This is a genomic window from Peribacillus sp. YIM B13481 (genome assembly GCF_042787985.1).
Taxonomy (GTDB): Bacteria; Bacillota; Bacilli; order Bacillales; family DSM-1321; genus Peribacillus; species Peribacillus simplex_A.
Genome location: NZ_JBHZPE010000002.1, coordinates 223,612 through 242,197 on the forward strand (window position 1 = coordinate 223,612; position 18,586 = coordinate 242,197).

Annotated in this window: 18 protein-coding genes and 1 riboswitch; of the genes, 4 read left to right on the forward strand and 14 right to left on the reverse strand. The window is 42.5% G+C overall.

Annotated elements, in window-relative coordinates; genetic code table 11:
* Positions 1-4: 4 nt before the first annotated feature.
* Positions 5-1,006 carry a signal peptide peptidase SppA gene (sppA, locus tag ACFX4X_RS02570; protein ID WP_377381316.1) on the reverse strand — a complete coding sequence of 334 codons (1,002 nt, stop codon included), beginning with the start codon at positions 1,004-1,006 and terminating at the stop codon, positions 5-7.
* Positions 1,007-1,210: 204 nt separating this feature from the next.
* Here sppA and ACFX4X_RS02575 point away from each other — a divergent pair, with 204 nt between their 5' ends.
* A complete protein-coding gene (locus tag ACFX4X_RS02575; RefSeq protein WP_377381319.1) occupies positions 1,211-2,011 on the forward strand; it encodes an NAD kinase in 801 nt (266 codons plus the stop codon).
* A gap of 37 nt (positions 2,012-2,048) precedes the next feature.
* Here the strand turns inward: ACFX4X_RS02575 and ACFX4X_RS02580 are convergent, their stop codons facing one another.
* The 5 genes from ACFX4X_RS02580 to ACFX4X_RS02600 are packed head-to-tail and all read right to left on the reverse strand — an operon-like array spanning position 2,049 to position 5,641.
* Complete coding sequence (locus tag ACFX4X_RS02580; protein WP_284470018.1) at positions 2,049-2,819, reverse strand: TatD family hydrolase; 771 nt, start codon at positions 2,817-2,819, stop codon at positions 2,049-2,051.
* Between the two features lie 18 nt (positions 2,820-2,837).
* Positions 2,838-3,578 (reverse strand): ABC transporter ATP-binding protein, encoded by a 741-nt coding sequence (locus ACFX4X_RS02585; RefSeq protein WP_377381323.1) that lies wholly within the window; start codon positions 3,576-3,578, stop codon positions 2,838-2,840.
* A complete protein-coding gene (locus ACFX4X_RS02590; RefSeq protein ID WP_061464390.1) occupies positions 3,562-4,344 on the reverse strand; it encodes an ABC transporter permease in 783 nt (260 codons plus the stop codon). Before ACFX4X_RS02590 ends, ACFX4X_RS02585 begins: the two co-directional genes overlap by 17 nt.
* A complete protein-coding gene (locus tag ACFX4X_RS02595) occupies positions 4,341-4,625 on the reverse strand; it encodes a thiamine-binding protein (protein ID WP_125160171.1) in 285 nt (94 codons plus the stop codon). The genes ACFX4X_RS02590 and ACFX4X_RS02595 overlap by 4 nt, the downstream gene beginning before the upstream one ends.
* Before the next feature lie 11 nt (positions 4,626-4,636).
* Positions 4,637-5,641 carry an ABC transporter substrate-binding protein gene (locus ACFX4X_RS02600; RefSeq protein WP_089363630.1) on the reverse strand — a complete coding sequence of 335 codons (1,005 nt, stop codon included), beginning with the start codon at positions 5,639-5,641 and terminating at the stop codon, positions 4,637-4,639.
* 134 nt (positions 5,642-5,775) lie between these two features.
* Positions 5,776-5,885: riboswitch (TPP riboswitch) on the reverse strand.
* Between the two features lie 268 nt (positions 5,886-6,153).
* Here ACFX4X_RS02600 and ACFX4X_RS02605 point away from each other — a divergent pair.
* Positions 6,154-6,981, forward strand: coding sequence for a protein-glutamine gamma-glutamyltransferase (locus ACFX4X_RS02605; RefSeq protein ID WP_377381328.1), 828 nt, complete (start codon positions 6,154-6,156; stop codon positions 6,979-6,981).
* 90 nt (positions 6,982-7,071) lie between these two features.
* Here ACFX4X_RS02605 and rarD read toward each other — a convergent pair whose 3' ends face one another.
* The 7 genes from rarD to ezrA all read right to left on the reverse strand — a co-directional run bounded on the left by rarD (position 7,072) and on the right by ezrA (position 16,141).
* On the reverse strand, positions 7,072-8,001 hold the full coding sequence (gene rarD / locus ACFX4X_RS02610) for an EamA family transporter RarD (RefSeq protein WP_061464394.1): 930 nt from the start codon (positions 7,999-8,001) through the stop codon (positions 7,072-7,074).
* 74 nt (positions 8,002-8,075) lie between these two features.
* The gene (locus ACFX4X_RS02615; RefSeq protein WP_377381332.1) at positions 8,076-9,677 is read right to left on the reverse strand and encodes an amidohydrolase; all 1,602 of its coding nucleotides are present in this window, start codon (positions 9,675-9,677) and stop codon (positions 8,076-8,078) included.
* Positions 9,678-9,823: 146 nt separating this feature from the next.
* Positions 9,824-11,407, reverse strand: coding sequence for an acyl-CoA synthetase MbcS (gene mbcS / locus ACFX4X_RS02620; RefSeq protein WP_377381335.1), 1,584 nt, complete (start codon positions 11,405-11,407; stop codon positions 9,824-9,826).
* 134 nt (positions 11,408-11,541) lie between these two features.
* Positions 11,542-11,748 (reverse strand): alpha/beta-type small acid-soluble spore protein, encoded by a 207-nt coding sequence (locus ACFX4X_RS02625; protein ID WP_125160175.1) that lies wholly within the window; start codon positions 11,746-11,748, stop codon positions 11,542-11,544.
* Positions 11,749-11,830: 82 nt separating this feature from the next.
* Entirely contained in the window at positions 11,831-13,042 is a 1,212-nt protein-coding gene (gene thiI / locus ACFX4X_RS02630; RefSeq protein ID WP_061464397.1) for a tRNA uracil 4-sulfurtransferase ThiI, read from the reverse strand.
* Entirely contained in the window at positions 13,039-14,187 is a 1,149-nt protein-coding gene (locus ACFX4X_RS02635) for a cysteine desulfurase family protein (RefSeq protein WP_377381338.1), read from the reverse strand. The genes thiI and ACFX4X_RS02635 overlap by 4 nt, the downstream gene beginning before the upstream one ends.
* Before the next feature lie 259 nt (positions 14,188-14,446).
* Complete coding sequence (gene ezrA, locus ACFX4X_RS02640; RefSeq protein ID WP_289319899.1) at positions 14,447-16,141, reverse strand: septation ring formation regulator EzrA; 1,695 nt, start codon at positions 16,139-16,141, stop codon at positions 14,447-14,449.
* Positions 16,142-16,309: 168 nt separating this feature from the next.
* On the opposite strand from ezrA, the gene hisJ reads away from it, so the two are divergent.
* Positions 16,310-17,113 (forward strand): histidinol-phosphatase HisJ, encoded by an 804-nt coding sequence (gene hisJ, locus ACFX4X_RS02645; RefSeq protein WP_284470014.1) that lies wholly within the window; start codon positions 16,310-16,312, stop codon positions 17,111-17,113.
* Position 17,114: 1 nt separating this feature from the next.
* On the opposite strand, the gene refZ is transcribed toward hisJ, so the two are convergent.
* Positions 17,115-17,771 (reverse strand): forespore capture DNA-binding protein RefZ, encoded by a 657-nt coding sequence (gene refZ, locus ACFX4X_RS02650; RefSeq protein ID WP_061464401.1) that lies wholly within the window; start codon positions 17,769-17,771, stop codon positions 17,115-17,117.
* 153 nt (positions 17,772-17,924) lie between these two features.
* Here refZ and ACFX4X_RS02655 point away from each other — a divergent pair, with 153 nt between their 5' ends.
* Positions 17,925-18,404: a GAF domain-containing protein gene (locus tag ACFX4X_RS02655; RefSeq protein ID WP_089363623.1), complete on the forward strand. Its 480-nt coding sequence runs from the start codon at positions 17,925-17,927 to the stop codon at positions 18,402-18,404.
* The last annotated feature ends 182 nt before the right edge of the window (positions 18,405-18,586 follow it).

An 18,586-nucleotide genomic window follows, 5' to 3' on the forward strand; every position in this document is an offset into this window, starting at 1 on the left:
CCCCCTATTCCGCATACAAATACATTAAGCGTGGAGAATTTGAAGAGGAAAGGATTTTTGTCAAGACGGCCGTTTCCACATCATTCCCCAACATTTTTTGCGCTCCCATACTGAATAATGAACCGAAACCTGCCTCATCGGTATAGCGGATAACTTGAGCATCTTTTTTACCGATATCAGTTTTCATCGCGGCAATTACATCATCCAAATGGCCGAAATCATCTATTAAATGGTTTTCTTTAGCCTGACGCCCATCATAAATGCGGCCATCAGCAATTTTGCGTACTTCATTCTCTGTCATACCTCGTCCGTCGGCAATGACTTTTACAAATTGATCATAAGAATTATTAATCATATTTTGCAGTATTTCACGTTCTTCTCCAGTCATTTCCCGAGTTGGGCTCATAATATCTTTGTGTGGTCCGCTTTTGATGGTTTCGAACTCAACGCCATACTTCTTGGCCAGCTTCTCGTAATTATACCCATGCATGATGACACCTAGTGAACCCGTCATCGTTTCTGGGCTGGCGTAAATCTTATCGGCTGGCGCAGAAATATAATATCCTCCGGAAGCCGCCATTGATCCCATTGAAACATAGACAGGTTTGTTCACTTTTTTAATATCAAGGATCTTATCATAGATCTCAGCACTTTCTACGACACCGCCGCCAGGAGAATTCACCCTTAGTATGATTCCTTTGATATCATCATTTTCCTCTGCCATCTTCAGCTTATCCATGAAGGCACGGTGATTATATGTTGCTGAACTTAGTAATGAAGCTTCTCCTGTATCTTGAATCGTTCCCTCTACATCGAATACTGCAATAACATTAGAAAAATCATCGCCTTCTATGACTTCCTCGTTAAATGCACTTTCAGAAGCAAATAATTCATCAATGATATTTTCCGTATCCGCTGTAAATAGAGTTGTAGCCGTCCCTACAGCAATAGAGACAAAAAATAAAACGGCTGCAATTCCAAGTGCCGCCCAACGTTTTCCATTCATCTGTTTTCCCCCTTAAATATATGTATCCTTCTTATCATACGAACTGCATACATTAATGTTTCATTCCATGATAAACTAGACATATAAAATTGTAGCAAATAATCCTCTAATTGGAAATGCATTGGTGCATTTTGCACGATCTGCATTTACCTGAACAGGAAAAAGAAAGCCCTTTCATCACCAATCATACTAGGGGGGAACATGATGAACACTCGCAGGAATATTTATTTTTTCCATGCACCGAATACAGAAATACTTAACAAGATCGAATACTTATCGGACTTAGCGAAACAGCATTCATATGAAGTCATCCAAGATTTCACAAAGGCCAACATCATCGTAAGCATAGGTGATGACGGCACATTCCTGCAGGCAGCCCGTAAAACCGGGTTCAGGGATGATTGTTTATATGCAGGCATTTCCACCACAGGTAACTTGAATATGTATTGCGATTTCCACTTGGAAGACACGGATAAAATGATCGATGCCATGACAAGAGAGCAAATCGAGGTGCGTAAATATCCAACCATCGATATCCAGTTGGACGATCAGCCCTCCTTTTATGCCCTCAATGAACTCAGTATCCGGACTTCCATAACCAAAACGTTCATCATGGATATTTTCATTGATCAACTCCATTTTGAAACTTTTCGCGGCGACGGAATCATCATTGCGACCCCGACCGGAAGCACCGCCTATAATAAATCGGTAAACGGGGCCGTTGTGGATCCGCTTCTCCCTTGTTTTCAAGTGAGCGAGCTCGCATCCATCAATAATAATTCCTATCGGACCCTAGGTTCTTCATTCATCCTAAGCGGCAATAGGACGTTGACCGTCCACCTTGAACAAAACGGGCCAAGCTACCCGATCATCGGAATGGACAATGAAGCATTAAGCATCAATCATGTTGAAAAGGTCAAGGTCCGGTTAAGCGGTAAAGTCATCAAGACCGTTAAGCTTAAGGATAATTCCTTTTGGGAAAAGGTGAAAAGGACCTTTCTTTGAACTAACTAATAAAGGTACCGGATATGTCCGGTACCTTTTATATATGGTAAAAATCTTTCGTATTTTGATAAAGGATTTCATAGACATCCTCAATTGGCAATCCTTTAATCGAAGCAATTTGACGAACACTTTCATGCATCATGCCCGGGTGCGTCCATTTCCCTTTGAAAACCCCTTCAAACGGCCATGGGCCATCCGTTTCAATCATCATCAGCTTAAGTGGGTATGCAAAAACCAATTCCTGTATTTCCCTCTCATAACAAACATCAGGTGTAATCGAAATGCGGTACCCCTTTTCGGCCATTCTTTCGACTGTCCTGATATCACCTTTAAACCAATGAAAGTGTGCCTTTGTGATTTGATGCTTATCCAAAAGGTCGCAAACGATGGGGGCATCGCCATAGACGGCATGAAGGATAACCGGCTTTTCAACCTCTTTAGCAAAAGCCAGCAACCTTTCCAGTATCTCTACATAACCTGACGTATCCATATTGGGATTTTCCTGCCTTAAGTAATACGGGAGTCCGATCTCACCTACAGCAACCATATTATGACGATGTTCCCGCATCCAATACAATAATTCGTTCACTTCCTCTTTACTCGGGAGGGGCTGCTCGGGATGAAAGCCGAAGGCAGGCTTAATTCGTGAATCTTTGAGTGAAAGCTGGTCATTGTTTATGGAAGAGGTTAAATTCATGGAAACTGTCACCAATGATTCCAAATGCACCTTTTCCATATCAGAGAGAATCTGCTTCTGTTCACTTTCATCATACCTATCCAAATGGATATGGCTGTCGATGATCTTCATTTTCAATTTCCTCCTGACTTAAGAAAGGGTTGGCTTTAGTGCGGCATATAATTCTCTCTTCAAATTTAAAAATTCATCACTTAGAAATTGTTCCTCACTTCTTGGCCTTGGAAATGGAACTTTCACTTCTTTGATGACAGCAGCCGGTTTTGCTGATAACACATAAATTCTATCTGAAAGGAAAACCGCTTCATCTATGCTGTGGGTAACAAAAAGCACAGATCTCCGATTTTGTTCCCAAACAGACAACAGCCATTTTTGCATTTCCAATCTTGTCAGTTCATCCAGAGCAGAAAAGGGTTCGTCCAGGCACATCAAGTCCTGTCGACTTAAGATGCTTCGAATGAAAGCGGCCCTTTGCTTCATGCCCCCAGATAATTCATGCGGATATGCCTTCACATACTCTTCTAATCCAGCTTTCAACAAAAGGGCTTTTGCCATTTCTTTGTCTCTTATCCCAGCAAGCTCACTTCCAAGCAAAACATTATCCAACACCGTTCTCCAAGGTAAAAGGGATGGCTGCTGCGGCATATAGCTTATATGGCCCTTAAAGCCATTTATCTTTTTACCATCCAACGAAATGATGCCCTGATCCGGCTTCAAAATACCGCCTATCAAGTGGAACAACGTACTTTTACCGCTGCCAGATGGTCCTAGGATTGTGACAAATTCCCCATCATCTACATGGAAATTCATATTCTCTAAAATATTCTGTTTACCATCGAAAGCAAAGGAGACATCTTTAATTTCCAGCATCATCCCTTTCACCCTCCTTTCTCTTCCATGAAACTAAATATTTCTCCAGGAATGTGATGATTCCAAAAAAGAGAAGGCTCATTCCCATAATGATGAAAATGGCAACAAACACCCGATCTGTCCGAAACGCGGAGGAAGCGAGCGTCATATAAACACCAATCCCCGATTTAGCCCCAAGCCATTCCGAAATAACCGCACCCATTATACTATAGGTGGCCGAAATTTTTAGGCCTGAGAAAATGAACGGGATCGAGTGGGGAAGTTCCAGCTTCCAAAATAACTGGTTTTTCCCCGCTCCCATCATCTTGAAATAATGCTTAAGTTCGTAAGGTGTCTGGCGAAAACCGTCCAATGAAGCAACCGCAACCGGAAAAAAACATACGAGTGAAATCACAATTAACTTAGGCAGCATGCCAAAGCCAAACCAGATCACTAAAAGCGGTGCCAAAACTATGATTGGTATATTTTGCGAGAGTATGAGCAGAGGATAAACCGCGTCCTTCACACCTGGAAATAGGTGTAAGATTGCAGCAATCAATAAACCGATACAGCTTCCAATAAGAAAACCCGATAACGCAAGCTCAGTTGTTGATATAAGGTGTCCAAAAAGATTACGGGACGACTCAATTCCTTCAATGAAAATGGCTGATGGAGCGGGAAGCAGCCATTTTTCAACCTTTAATAAGACTGTCATTGACTCCCATACTATCAGCAAACATAATAAAAGAAAGAAGGGAGCCCCCTTCTTCCAAATTCCCCTTTTGATCATGCCCGATATTTCTCCGTTAACGTATCCATCGTAATCCCGCTTGGCTGATATAGTATCTTCACTTGGGAAATGACATTCGGCGAGCCTAATTCAATCATTCTTACATTCATTTTTTCTATCACGGCAAAAAGCTCGGATAGCTCACCCTCCATTGTTGTTTCTAGCGGGTGAACCTCATACTTGACACCTGATTCATCAATGATCTTGATTGCTTCATCGACCATGGGGATGACATTTTCCCCTTTAGGAATGATTTGTATACTAATTAATGAATTGGCCATTGTATTTCCTCCTATTTTGGTAAAAATTCATTGGTAAATGCCTTTTCAGGATTGAAATCACCTTCAAGAAGCTTATTTTCCTTCATCCAATCACTATAATTCTTCCAGATTTCAAGCTTTTGTTCACCCCAACGCGGAGCATCATCCTGATACTTATCTGCAAGCCACTCCTGGCTTTTCTTCACTAGTTTTGGATCTAGATCAGGTGCAGACTTAATTAATATGTCCGCTGCATCATCAGGATTCTTAATTGCAAACTGGTACCCTTTCGAAGCTGCATGAACGAATGCTTTAACAGTCTCAGGATCCTCTTTTATCATCTTTTCATTTGTTGTCAAAACAGGCGTATAGTAATCCAGCTTATCAGAGTATTCGGTTAAGTAAACCATATTAAGCTTTTCATTCCGCAACTCAGCCTCGATACCTGTCCACCCATAATAAATCCAGGCGAAATCTATATCCCTTTTAACCGAAGTGAAAAAATCTGTGTCCCCTGTATTCACTATATCCACTTTATTTACATCGGCATTTTCTTTTTTCATAAGTGAATCAATAATGGCCTTTTCAACTGGAGACCCCCAGCCACCATACGTTTTCCCTTCAAAATCCTTGGGAGTTTTAATGTTTTTTGCCGCAGGTGAAGCGAATCCAGAGGTATTATGCTGGATGACAGCAGCTAGCGAAACAATCGGAACGCCTTGCACGCGGGCCTGCGTAATGCCCTCCTGGTAGCTCACGCCAAATTCAGATTTCCCTGAAGCCACAAGTTTATCAGCTCCAGCTTCGCCTGGCATGATAATTTCCACATCCAGACCTTGTTCTTTGAAATACCCTTTTTCCTTGGCTACATACAATCCTGTATGGTTTGTATTCGGTGTCCAATCAAGCACGACCGATACCTTTTTTAATTCTTTATTGCCTTCTTTTTTAGATGATTCTTCTTTTTCATTAGTTCCGCCTGCCCCACATCCAGCCAAAAGGAACAACGAAGTTAACAGTGGTAAGAATTTATTCAAACTATTATCCTCCTACACATCATATAAGATCCATATGCCGAAACCATAATGAGGCGCCAGGGTCCATTCCAATACCGGTAAAAAAACAAAAAACGCCCGAAGATGAATTCGGACGCTTAACATACAAAACAGAAAGTCAGTAATAATATGTTCCCTCCGCTGGCATCATCCAGATCAGGTTCAAAGAGTCAGCATCTAAAGGACGCAATCTCAGCCAGCAGTACTGGCCCCCCTACATTTCTCGCACATATGAACTTTTCTCTCCCATTATATCAATTCATGGGGAAAAAGGAATACTAATTTGCTTCTTCTCATTAATTGGAAAGGTTTCCCTTGCGTTAAAGGATATCTAGCAAAACATCATGCCATTCCAATCATTCTCGTTTACGTGCCTGACACGTTCAAAGAGTCATTTCCTTGCAGGTATTCATATAATGAGCATAACCTGTGGACATTTTTTGTGTACTGGTTTTATAAGCCCTTAATTTCAAAAGCAAAAGGTGGATATGATCATGATAAAGATTAATCACAAATTATTAGATGTCAGTCACATCCAACCAGGTATAGCATCTGCTAAATCGCTTGAAATTCTCCAATTGCTAGCGGAAGATTCTAACATTTTTGAATATCGGAGCTTTGGATACCTTAATTTCGATATACAACTGAGGCACCGAGTCATCGAGGCAGCTTTTGCGTTGGATAAAAGTGATGCAGAATTTTCCACACTTGAGGAATCGGCATCCAATAAACAATATTGGCGCCTTTCAAAGGATGGCACTTTTACCCTTCAGCCAGGGATTGCCCCTCATGTTGCACTCCTGGACATTTTCTTGAATGGAACGCTTTACGCTTTCGAATGCGGTACAGCGATAGTCGTCACTTTTTTAAAGGCCATTTTGGATTTAATCGGCCCTAGGAATTTCGACTATCTTTTTTCAAGCCTATTTCTATATGACTGGCGCCCTCCGAAGAATATGGCTCTTCATGTTCATCAAGGAACGGATTATTTACCAGGGGATTGCCTTTACTTCAAAAACCCTGATCACGATGAGGAAACACCTGAATGGCAAGGTGAGAATGCAATATTATTAGGAGAAGACCTCTTTTATGGCCACAGGATCGGGATTACCAATGCACAGGGTATCATCGATGAACTAAATAGCAATAGAAAGCCGAATGCCGCCATCTCAGCATTCCTGACAAAGCATATCATTAGCCTGGATAGTTCCTACTATAGACAATTCCAACCAACTATCTCCCGTGCAAAGCCCGTTCACGGTCTTGTCAGCCTATCTGATTTGATTGTTTCTGAAATAGGTCCGAGGATTTATCTTTCATGACTCAAGCAATTCTCCTGCCGTAAAACCGGTTTCTTTAAATATAGGCAAAAAAAATGCTTGGGGATGGAACCACCAAGCATTTTTTCTTATTCACGCACCGATGTTCCCTTTGCCTTTAAACCTGCGTGCACTTGCCTGACCCCATTTCGTAATGGATAGTGTATAAACAGCCAAGGCTGACCATATGAACAAAAAGGCTAAAAGATGCGCTTTTGTAAAACTTTCGTGATAGACGAATACCCCGATCAGTAAGGATAAGGTCGGAGCGATATACTGAAAAATCCCAAGCATCGATAACGGGATCTTCTCCGCCCCCTTTGCAAAATATAAAAGAGGCAAGGCCGTAACAATCCCACCGCCCACCAACAGCAAGCTTGTGCTTCCTGCTGTAAAGAATTGCATTTCTGATTGGTTCATCAAGTATATCAGGTAACCCAGGGCAAGAGGCGTTACCATCATCGTTTCGAGCGTCAGCCCGATCGCCGATTCGGCTTTGATCATTTTTTTTGCCAGGCCGTATAATCCAAAGGTCATGGCCAAAACAAGAGAGACCCACGGGATCGTACCGAAATGAATGCCTAGGATCAAGACCCCGATTCCTGCAAGCAGGAACGACATGATCTGTGCCCCGCTCAATTTTTCTTTTAAAACTATCACTCCCAATAGTACACTGACTAGCGGATTGATATAATATCCAAGGCTCGTGTCAAGGATCCGTCCTGAGTTAACGGCCCAGATGAACACTCCCCAATTAGCTGTAACGAGCAGTGAGGCCGTTAGTAACGCCGCAAAGAGTTTGGGATTTCCCAATATGTTTTTGACATAATCAAGAAACGCTTGTCGTTTTTTCATGAACATCAATAAAACCAGCATGAAGACGAAAGACCATAATACCCTCTGAGCCAAGATTTCTGTAGCTCCGACTCCCTGAAGGAACTTCCAGTAAATTGGCACGACTCCCCACATCATATAAGAAAGGGCTGCATAGATCGCCCCTTCTTTTTGTTCATCCACTTTCATAACCTGCCTTCTTTCCATTAATTCCTTTATCGAATTCTAACTATTTTGCGTATCCATTTCTTTTTTTGCAACTGTTATTTTTTATCATACATGATTCTGTCATCTATGACCGTCATGACCGCCTCAACTTTCAGGAGATCATCCGGCACAACAGCAAAGACATCCAGATTAAACACGGTAAAATCTGCATCGTACCCTTTGATGATCTGACCGCGGCGTTTTTCCTGGCCGATAGCTGCAGCACTCCCTTTTGTATAAAGTGCGAAGGCATCATGAACGGAGAGCCTTTCATCCAAGCCATATACGGTACTGTCCTCACTGTTGATTTTCGTCCTTGTGACAGCAGCATGGATGCCCAAAATTGGATTTAATGGCTCTATAGGCGCATCTGACCCTCCTGCACAAATGATGCCCATATTCAAATAGGTTTTCCAGGCATAGGAGGAATCCAATAGATTGGCTGGAACCTTTTCTTCCACCCACGGAAAATCGGACGTGACGAAACCTGGTTGGATATCAAATATGACCTGCAGTTTTGCCGCCCGCTCCAGCAGCTCCGGCCGGACGATCTGCGCATGGATGAGCCGGTCCCTCTGTCCCTCTTTTGGGGGGATGGCTTCAATTGCATTCAAGACGTATTCAAAAGCGAGATCGCCAATGGCATGGACAGCAATCGGCATTCCGGCATCCCTTGCTTTTTTCACCCATTCCTGAAGCTCATGCTCAGTGAATATCGCGACACCGTTCGTATCCCTTTGATCTGCATAGGGTTCGCTTAACAGGGCTGTGCGTCCGCCTAAGGAGCCGTCGGTAAATATCTTCATGCTGTCGAACTTGATATATCGCGTACCTTCTTGATAGCTGCCGCCTGCTTTCAGCATTTCTTCTAACGCTTCGTGATGGACGAGTAAATTGGCGCGAAAGGCCATTTCCCTGTCCTCGATTACCGATTTAAACGCCTGATATGTCGGAAGGAAGCCATTATAGTAATGGAGGTCTTCAGTATGTCCGCCAGTCAAACCTAGCTTATATGCGTCTTCTATGGCCTCTATGAGTGCGTTTTCGATATACTCTTGGTCAATGCCAGGAAGGCTGTCTAAAATCAGGTTCTGCGCCTGGTTTTCTTTAAATAAACCATTTAAACGACCTTCTGGATAGCGGCAGATCACCCCGCCTGACGGTTCTTTTATATCTTCTTTAATACCCGCTTCCAAAAGGGCGCAGGAATTGACCACCAAGGCATGGCGGCAGATCCTTTTCAATACGATGGGATGTTCTGTCGATATCGCGTCAAGCTCATCCCGTAAAATCAATTCAGGACTGGGCCATTCATTTTCATTCCACCCTTCGGCAACAATCCACTTTCCAGCAGGGGTCTTTGAGCACTTTTCCTTCAAGGCATTCATGATGGACTCCCTGCTATCCATCAAAGAGAGGTCTAGACGAAGCAGTCTTTCACCATGCCCGACCAAATGAAGGTGACTATCCACTAACCCTGGCAGCATCGTTTGTCCTTTTAAGTCGATTTCCCTGGAAATATTGCCGGCATATTTACGTTCTAAATAGTCAATGCTGCCGGTATCAACAATTACCCCCTTTTCAGTGAAGAGTGCCTCCACTTGATCTTTTTCTTTAATCATCGTATAAATCGCCCCATTGAACCATAACGTTCCCATCCCGCTCTACACTCCTTATTAAATGATTCTTTCCCTTCAGATATGCAGTAAGTGTACCATCTCAATTCACGGATTCCCATATTTATGATTATGCAAGCCTCTGTTAATAAAAAAACGTCAGCCGGGGGCTGACGGAAATGCTTTCGTTAATTATTAAGTAGTGCTTCTTCCCTTTTCCGTAAATCCACCCGTTTGATTTTACCCGATGTCGTTTTGGGAAGCTCATCTAAAAATTCGATTTTCCTTGGATATTTATATGGAGCAGTCAATTCTTTTACGTGCGATTGAAGCGTTTTGATCAAATCTTGGCTGTCCGGATCGATATCATCCATCAAGACAACATACGCCTTGACCACATTTCCCCTTATTTCATCAGGACTTGCTATAACGGCACACTCTTTCACATATGGATGCTTAACGAGTGCATCTTCCACTTCAAACGGTCCAATGGTATATCCCGAACTGATGATGATATCATCAGTTCGACCCTCAAACCAGAAATAACCATCTTCATCCATTTTCGCCTGATCGCCGGTGATATAATAGTCCCCACGGAATTGCTTCGATGTCCGCTCGGGATCTTTAAAATATTCTTTAAAAAGAGCAGGTGTATCGATATGTACGGCAATATCCCCGACTATACCAGGAGAACAGGGTTTACCGGAATCATCAATGATTTCCACATGGTTGCCCGGAGTCGGTTTGCCCATGGAGCCCAATTTAATATCCATGCCTTTTGTTACACCTACCAAAAGGGTATTTTCGGTTTGTCCATATCCATCGCGCACTTCAATATGGAAATGGTTTTTAAAGACCTCGAACACTTTTTGATTTAAAGGCTCTCCCGCTGATACTGCACTATGAAGATGGGATAAATCATAGTCATCAAGGTTATCCACCTTTGCCATCAACCGATACTCGGTTGGTGTGCAGCATAACGCATTCACTTTGTATCCCTGAAGCAGCTGAAGATATTTTTTCGCCTCGAACTTCCCATGATAGGCAAGACCTGTTGCACCCGTTCCCAATACAGCCAGGAACGGACTCCAGATCCACTTTTGCCACCCTGGGCCTGCCGTTGCCCAAACCACATCCCCTTCGCTGATGCCCAGCCAGTTTGCAGCAGACGTTTTTAAATGGGCATAAGCCCATCCATGTGTATGGACAACCCCTTTTGGATTACCTGTCGTTCCGGAAGTATACGATAAGAACGCCATATCCTCACTCTTCGTGTCGGCCATTGGCAGCTGATCGGATTCATCATCGGCAAGCTCATTCAAATCCAGCCAATTTTCCATTCGTTTTCCGATTGAAAACTTCAGAAGGCTTTCCGCTCCCTCTATTTCATTCAATTCATGAGTATATTCATGAAAACTGACGATTCCTTTAACATCACCGTGGTTGACTCGATACTGCAAGTCCTTCGCACGAAGCATTTCAGAACAAGGGATGACAATCATGCCAATTTTCAATGCGGCTAAATACACTTGATAAGCTTCTACTAAACGAGGGATTATGATAAGGACCGTATCACCTTTACCCAGCCCTTTTTTCTTGAAGGCATTTCCAATTTTATTTGCACTATTTAATAAATTCTCATATGTAAGTTGTTTTTTATCTCCGGTTTCGTTCTCCCAAAGTACAGCAACTTTTTCCGGATCTTTTGCAAAACGTTCCATTTCACTCACTAAGTTGTAATGTTCCGGAGCTAATAAATCTTTACGTTTCATTTTTTTCCCCTCCATTTATGAACTCTTAGTACCTACTCATTATACAAGATACTTCTCTAATATATCCATGTATTTTTACAAATAAATAAAGAGAGCGGGTTTTAGAACCCGCTCTCTGTAGCCATATTATTAAATTATCTGTTGAAACCTCCGCCTAATTGTTGTTCAGCCATTTGAACAAGGCGTTTTGTGATTTCCCCACCAACTGATCCGTTAGCGCGAGATGTTGTATCGGCACCAAGTTGTACACCGAATTCTGAAGCGATTTCATATTTCATTTGTTCTAGAGCTTGTTCCACTCCAGGTACCAATAATTCGTTTGAGCTGTTGTTGTTTGCCATGAGTTTTTCACCTCCTTGTGATTATAGAGTGTGTTAAAACACATGGCTTCATTCGCACAATATCATTGGTAATTACAGGATATTAAAACAAGTCTTCCATCGCTTCTTCCCTATCGAATGTCTGACCCGGTTTAACCGTCAATATTTCTGTTTCGGAGACCGCTTTTTCAATCAATGATTCAAAGTCAACGAAGCTCTCATAATAATTGACTTTTTCACGTTTCGGTTTCGTTTTTGGGCTTGCCGGCGTAAAGACCGTACAACAATCTTCGTAAGGCAGATTGGATATTTCAAAAGTATCAAGCTCTCTTGCGATTTTAATGATTTCCGTTTTATCCATCGTAATCAGCGGACGCAGGATCGGTGTATTCGTCACCTCATTGATGGCAAACATGCTGCTCATCGTCTGGCTTGCAACCTGTCCAAGGCTTTCACCGGTGATCAGTGCCATGGCTTCTTCCTTTTCACGGATTTGATCGGCGACCCGCATCATTAAACGTCGAGTTGTTGTCATTGAGTAGTTTTCCGGGATCTGTTTTTGAATCAATAATTGAATTTCAGTAAATGGAACGATATGCACTTTCATGCTTCCACTTATTTCAGCAAGCTTGCCCGCCAGATCAATGACCTTTTGACGTGAACGCTCACTTGTGAAAGGCGGGCTGTAAAAATGAATCGCTTCTACGTCCAACCCGCGTTTCATCGAAAGGAATCCTGCAACAGGGCTATCAATCCCGCCTGAAAGCATCAGCATTGCCTTTCCGCTTGAACCGAATGGAAGACCGCCTGCCCCCTGGATGATTTCACCCGTCAAATAAACGGCTTCGCGTCTCACTTCTACCAGCAGGTTCAAATCAGGGTTCTTTACATCCACTTTTAAATTTTCTGTATTCCGAAGCAAATGCCCGCCGAGTGCCCTGTTAATTTCATCGGTATTATATGGGAAATCCTTATCTGCGCGTTTTGTCGTGATTTTGAATGTATTTACCTCCTCAAGAGTATGATTAAGGTAATACAACGCTGCCGTTTTCATCACTTCTAAGTCGCGTTCAATTTTTATCGCAGGACTTAAAGACTGGATCCCAAAAATGCCTTTCAATCGGTCAATGACAGGCTTATGGTCCACACCGTTCAGGAGAACGTACATCCGCTCCCTGTTGGCTGTTAGCACTACTCCTTCAATATCCTTTAAACTCCAGCGGATATGCGCCTTCATTTTGTCTACAAAGCCTTTACGGTTTCTTTTTTTCGTGGAGATTTCTCCATAACGGATAATTATATGATCAAATTTCATTTTGCAACCCTCATTATTTTTTCTAAATTAGCGACTATTTTCTGTATCGCCGCCAGAACTTGCTTCGCTTCTTCCATCTCATTGCTATAGGTAGTACTGATTCGGATCACACTTTCGGAACGGGCTTGGTTATGGAACATCGCATCCACCGTTTTGCTTACCGTCCTTTTTTTCGAAGAACAGGCACTAGTCGTCGAAACATATATCCCTTCCGATTCAAGCGCATGCAGCAATACCTCTGATTTGAGTCCCGGTACGGAAAAATTCACAATATGGGGTGCACCTTTTTCAGGACTGTTAATCAACACCCCGTCCAGTTCCTTCAAACCTTTATATAAATAATTTTTGATTTGCTGCAGCTTATCATGACACAGCAATTGATTGCTCATACTAATACGAAAAGCCTTCGAAAGGGCGACGATTCCCGCAACATTTTCGGTGCCGCTCCTGATTTTCGTTTCTTGATTGCCACCGTGGAAAAGCGGATCGACCCGAACGCCTTCACGAACATAAAGGATGCCCGTCCCCTTCAAGCCGTGCACCTTGTGTCCGGAAATTGTACATAAATCCACATTGGCATCACGTATTGATAAAGAAACTTTGCCTGCCCCCTGCACATTATCGACATGAAAGAGCACGTGTGGGTATTGCTTTAACAATTTTCCCATTTCAGCAATCGGCTGGATAGAGCCAACTTCATTATTAACATGCATGACGGATACTAAAATGGTATCTTCCCTCAATGCATGCTTAAGATCGTTTAAATCAATTTGCCCAAATTCGTTAACGTGAAGATATGTGATCTCATAACCCATTTTCGTCAATGCTTGGCATGCGTCTTCTACAGAAGGATGTTCGATTGCCGTCGTGATTATGTGTTTTCCCCGATTTCTCTGAGAGAGGGCGGTTCCTTTAATGGCAAGATTATTCCCTTCCGTCCCCCCGGAAGTGAAATATATTTCCGAGCTCTTCACCTTTAATAAATCAGCGATTTGCTTTCTTGCAGCAGAAAGTAATTTTTCGGATTGCACCCCAAGTCCATGCAGCGAAGAGGGGTTTCCAAAATAGTCCGAAGAAACCTTCATGAATGATTCAATTACTTCAGGATATGGTTTTGTTGTTGCACTATTGTCAAAATAAATCATGGGTTCACCTTCCATGTTTTTGTATCTATGTTGGTCACTCTTCTAAATGCCGTTTCAAGTGTAGCTGTTGCGACTTCTAATATTAACATAATTGGATTTGAAAGAGAATGTAAAACACTGGTCCATGAACGAAAGGAGACATGCCTTCTTTGAATTCCCGCAGAATGATTCACTTCCAACCCTATCGATCTCATTTTTCAATTTCGGCAGAAAACTAATTCAGGATCCGATAAAAGAAAAAACCCGCCATGGCGGGTTTTCAGGAAAGAACTTCTTCTATGTTCGCCCCAATTTTTCGCAAACTGCCTGGGTCGACCTTTTCAATGGCCGTGGCTGCCGTTTCCAATGCAGCTTGATATTCATAGCTTCGGAATTTGGCTTCCGCTTCCCTGAGACTATCGGCAACTGTATCGTGACTGCTGCGATAACGGTTTCCGAATTGAATCACTTTTTCGGCCAAATACATATGTTCAATCAATTCATCAGCTTTTTCGTGGACCGCACTCACCTGTTGGACAGCTTTTTCCAAATAAATATAAACAGCGGCCATGTCAAGCGGCTTTTCTTCAAGTTTACCCTGAACGTCATCCATGCTTTCTTTGGCATCCTGAAGCACCGCTTTATACTCTTCAGGAAGACCTGGAATATTGCTTTTTGCAATTAAACGGCCAGTATCGACCATTTTGCGTTTCAATTCGGCCAGTGAATCCCTGGCATCCATTTCATCTTTTCGTAAAGCCTGTAATTTAATGGTGAATTCTTTTTGATTTTCCTGTAATTCTTTCAGCTGTACTGCCAGCCCCTGCATCTCTTCGCTGATAAGCGAGCTTGCCATCACATTATCCTCCATCTTCAAGACGAGCAATTGATGGCGTTTCGAAATCTGGGCAATCTGCTTTTCCATCTTCCGTTGTGCATCTAGCTCATTTTCCGTTAGATGATACGTGTGTTGAACATGTATGGTTTCAACTTTAAGTTTATCGTTCTCATATTCAAGGTCACTTATCGTTTTCCTGAGGACTTCATCATTTTTCAAGACATACTGTTTTGAAAGCACTTCTTTCTCCAAAAGGTCATAAAGCACCTCAATGCTTTCGCGCATATCTTTAATGCCTTTATCCACAGCTTCCGTTTCGGCATTTTCCAATTGTGCTTTATAAAGATTCAGTTCTTCCTCAAGCCTTGATATTTCCTGCTCGAATTGGATATGACTCAACAGATAACCCTGTCCCGACATCTCCTCATAGCCATCCTTCAATTCATGAAGCTGGGAGCGCAGCTCGGATTGACTATCAACCAATAATTTTGGGAGCAACTCCATTTTAACGGCCAAGATCGCCAATTTTTCCTTAATGGAAAGAACGAGCTCCCTCGCATTCAAATAATTCCCGTTCACAGTCTCTTCTTCATACCTCTGAAGGATCTGCAATACTTCATCCAAGGAATTTTCCAGCTTATCAGCCGCTTTCCCGTAATTATGCCTGTGTGCAAGCAAGGATTTCTTCAATTGACGGTAGGATTCTTTAATATCCTCAATTTCCAATCGGTTCTTTTCCTCACTGCCTACGAGTTCATTCAATTCGTATAGGATCTTTTTGATCATTTCCTCGATTTCATTCAGCTTGACTGTAATTTTGCGCTGTACCTCTTTTGACCGGCTGAAACGGTATTTATCGATGGACTCCTCTGCATCGAATAAAAGCTCTTCGACTTCGGGCATATGGTCCGTAATGATAGCGTCCCATTCAATGCGCCAGTTTTCGAACATTTCCTCTGTTTCACCTGTCATGTTCAATTGTTTGACTTTAGAAAGCTCTTCTAGCACGGGGCGGTGCATGATGCTTATTTTCCAGGATTCCAGTCGATCGATCTCTTTAAAATATCTCTTTTTGAAAAAATAACCCCAAATGATGAAAATCAAAATTAATACAATTACCCCAAGTATGTACTCCATGGTAAGCCCCCTGTTCTAGTCCCTACAGTCTTGCTCGTTTATATATCAATTTTAAAAATGTTAAATTTAATGCTTTTATGATACCATGTTAGCAATAATTTTTGATGAGAAAAATGATTTTTTTGTAGAAAATTGCTACAAATACCTGTTTTTTGGGAGGGAAGGACTATGAAAGCTGACGGTCATGTACATACTCCGTTTTGCCCTCACGGCTCTACGGATAAATTCGATGAATATATTACGCGGGGAATCGAGCTAGGATTAAAGGAAATCACATTTACGGAACATGCTCCATTGCCACGAGATTTTCAAGATCCTACGCCTGAAAAAGACAGCGGCATGGACGCTGCCCTGCTCCTGGATTACTTTCAGGAGCTCCGCGTACTGAAAGAACGCTATAAAGACAAAATCCTGATCAAAAGAGGTCTAGAGGTTGACTTCATAGAGGGTCATGAAAAAGAAACAAAAGAATTCCTCGACGAAATCGGAGAATTCCTTGATGACAGTATACTTTCCGTCCACTTCATCAAGCATCAAAGCAATTGGCATTGCATCGATTTCAGTGAAAATGGGTTTGGTGAGATTGCCAATGAACTAGGTTCAGTCGAATCGGTGTATGCCAAATATTACGATACTCTGGAAAAATCGATAAAAGCTGATTTAGGCATTTATAAACCTAAGCGGATCGGGCATATTACGCTTGTCCATAAATTCCAGCATCGATATCCGCCAGCATTAAGTTTTGACGAGCGCGTTTACAAGGTGCTGGATTTGATCAAGGAACAAAAGTATGAACTTGATTATAATGGAGCCGGCCTTGTAAAGCCGCTATGCGGTGAGCCTTATCCTCCAGAAAGGTTTGCAAAGCGTGCTTTCGATCTCGGCATTCCGCTTATTTATGGTTCCGATGCCCATCAGGCTAAAGATTTGGGTCAGGGCCATCAGGCGCTGATTGCAGAGTTTAATGGGTAACTCATGTATACACTTCAGGCCGGCCCGCTAACAGTGGCTGTAGGTCTTCGGCAATGAAAAGGGTATCTTGCAGAAAACGTCCGACTTCATTGGCATAAATATTCGTGTAATAGGCTTCCTGCGGGAACACATGAAGCACATCCATCGCATAATGGGTATGAAGGACAGGAGCCGTTAGCAGGCCCTTCAACTGGAGCATATACATGGGAATGGAGACCTGCTGGAAACTCCTGCTCTTAATCCCTTGTTCCAAAACATATTGAAAATAAGACTTTTCCTTTGTAAAATAAGTCGAATGAATTTCCCGGTTTAAATTGGAATCTAGTGAAGATTCCCCATATATGAACCGTGCAGCCAGGAAGTTTTCCCTCTGGAAATCGAGAATATCCATTACTAGATTCATCAAGCAATGCTGGGGGCCTTTAAGGTCCAGCAGTGTCATGTTCGTATCAAGGACCAGGATATACTCTTCTAAATAGGAAGTGAAACAGAATTCCAGCAATCCCTGCTTATTCTTAAAATAGTAGGCAATATTTGCAGCGTTCACTTTCGCTTTGTTCGCAATATCCCGTATGGATGTGGCATGATAGCCTTTTAAATGAAATAAATGCAGTGCAGCTTCCACAATGGCTTGTTTCGTTGGCGTCTGGCGATTCATTTAGGCAATCCCTCGCTTTCTTTGAGACAAGTCTTATGGACTATTTCTGCACGGAAGAGCCTGAATCCTTTAGTAAGTTCTCGACAATTTCCCAACAATAAAGCAACATATTAGAAAGTGCTGTAATAATATGCGGAAGACAGGTGAACGCTTTTGTTTAATGTCGAAATGTATCAAGGAAAAAAAGAAAAAAACTATGAACTTGTCCAGAAACAACTTTTTGCCTTAATCGAGGATGAAACGAACTGGATAGCCAATTTAAGCAATGCGGCAGCTCTGCTTAATCAGTTTCTTGATGAGATTAACTGGGTCGGCTTTTATTTATACGAAGAAGGCCAATTAATACTGGGACCCTTCCAGGGACTTCCAGCCTGTGTTCGCATCCCAATGGGTAAAGGAGTATGCGGGACATCAGCGGCAACTGAAAAAACCCTGCGCATCGAGGATGTCCATCAATTCCCTGGACATATCGCCTGCGACGCAGCATCGCGATCTGAAATTGTCATACCGCTCATGAAGGATGGCAAATTGTTCGGGGTCCTCGATATCGACAGCCCGGTCACGGACCGATTTGACGAAATCGATCAGCAGGGACTGGAGAAGTTCGCAGAAATCCTTTCCAAGCAATTATAAAGTTAAAGGGAGCGGCAATCCTTGCCTGCTCCCCTCTCCATTACAGGATCCCATGTACTTGCATCCGGTCCTTCCCTTAATTCCTCCCAATATAAAACGCCTGGCCCTTAACCTCTATCACACTATTCGATTGACCTTCTGCCCAATGGGAAACACCGATAACTGCCTATTTTTTAGTTATT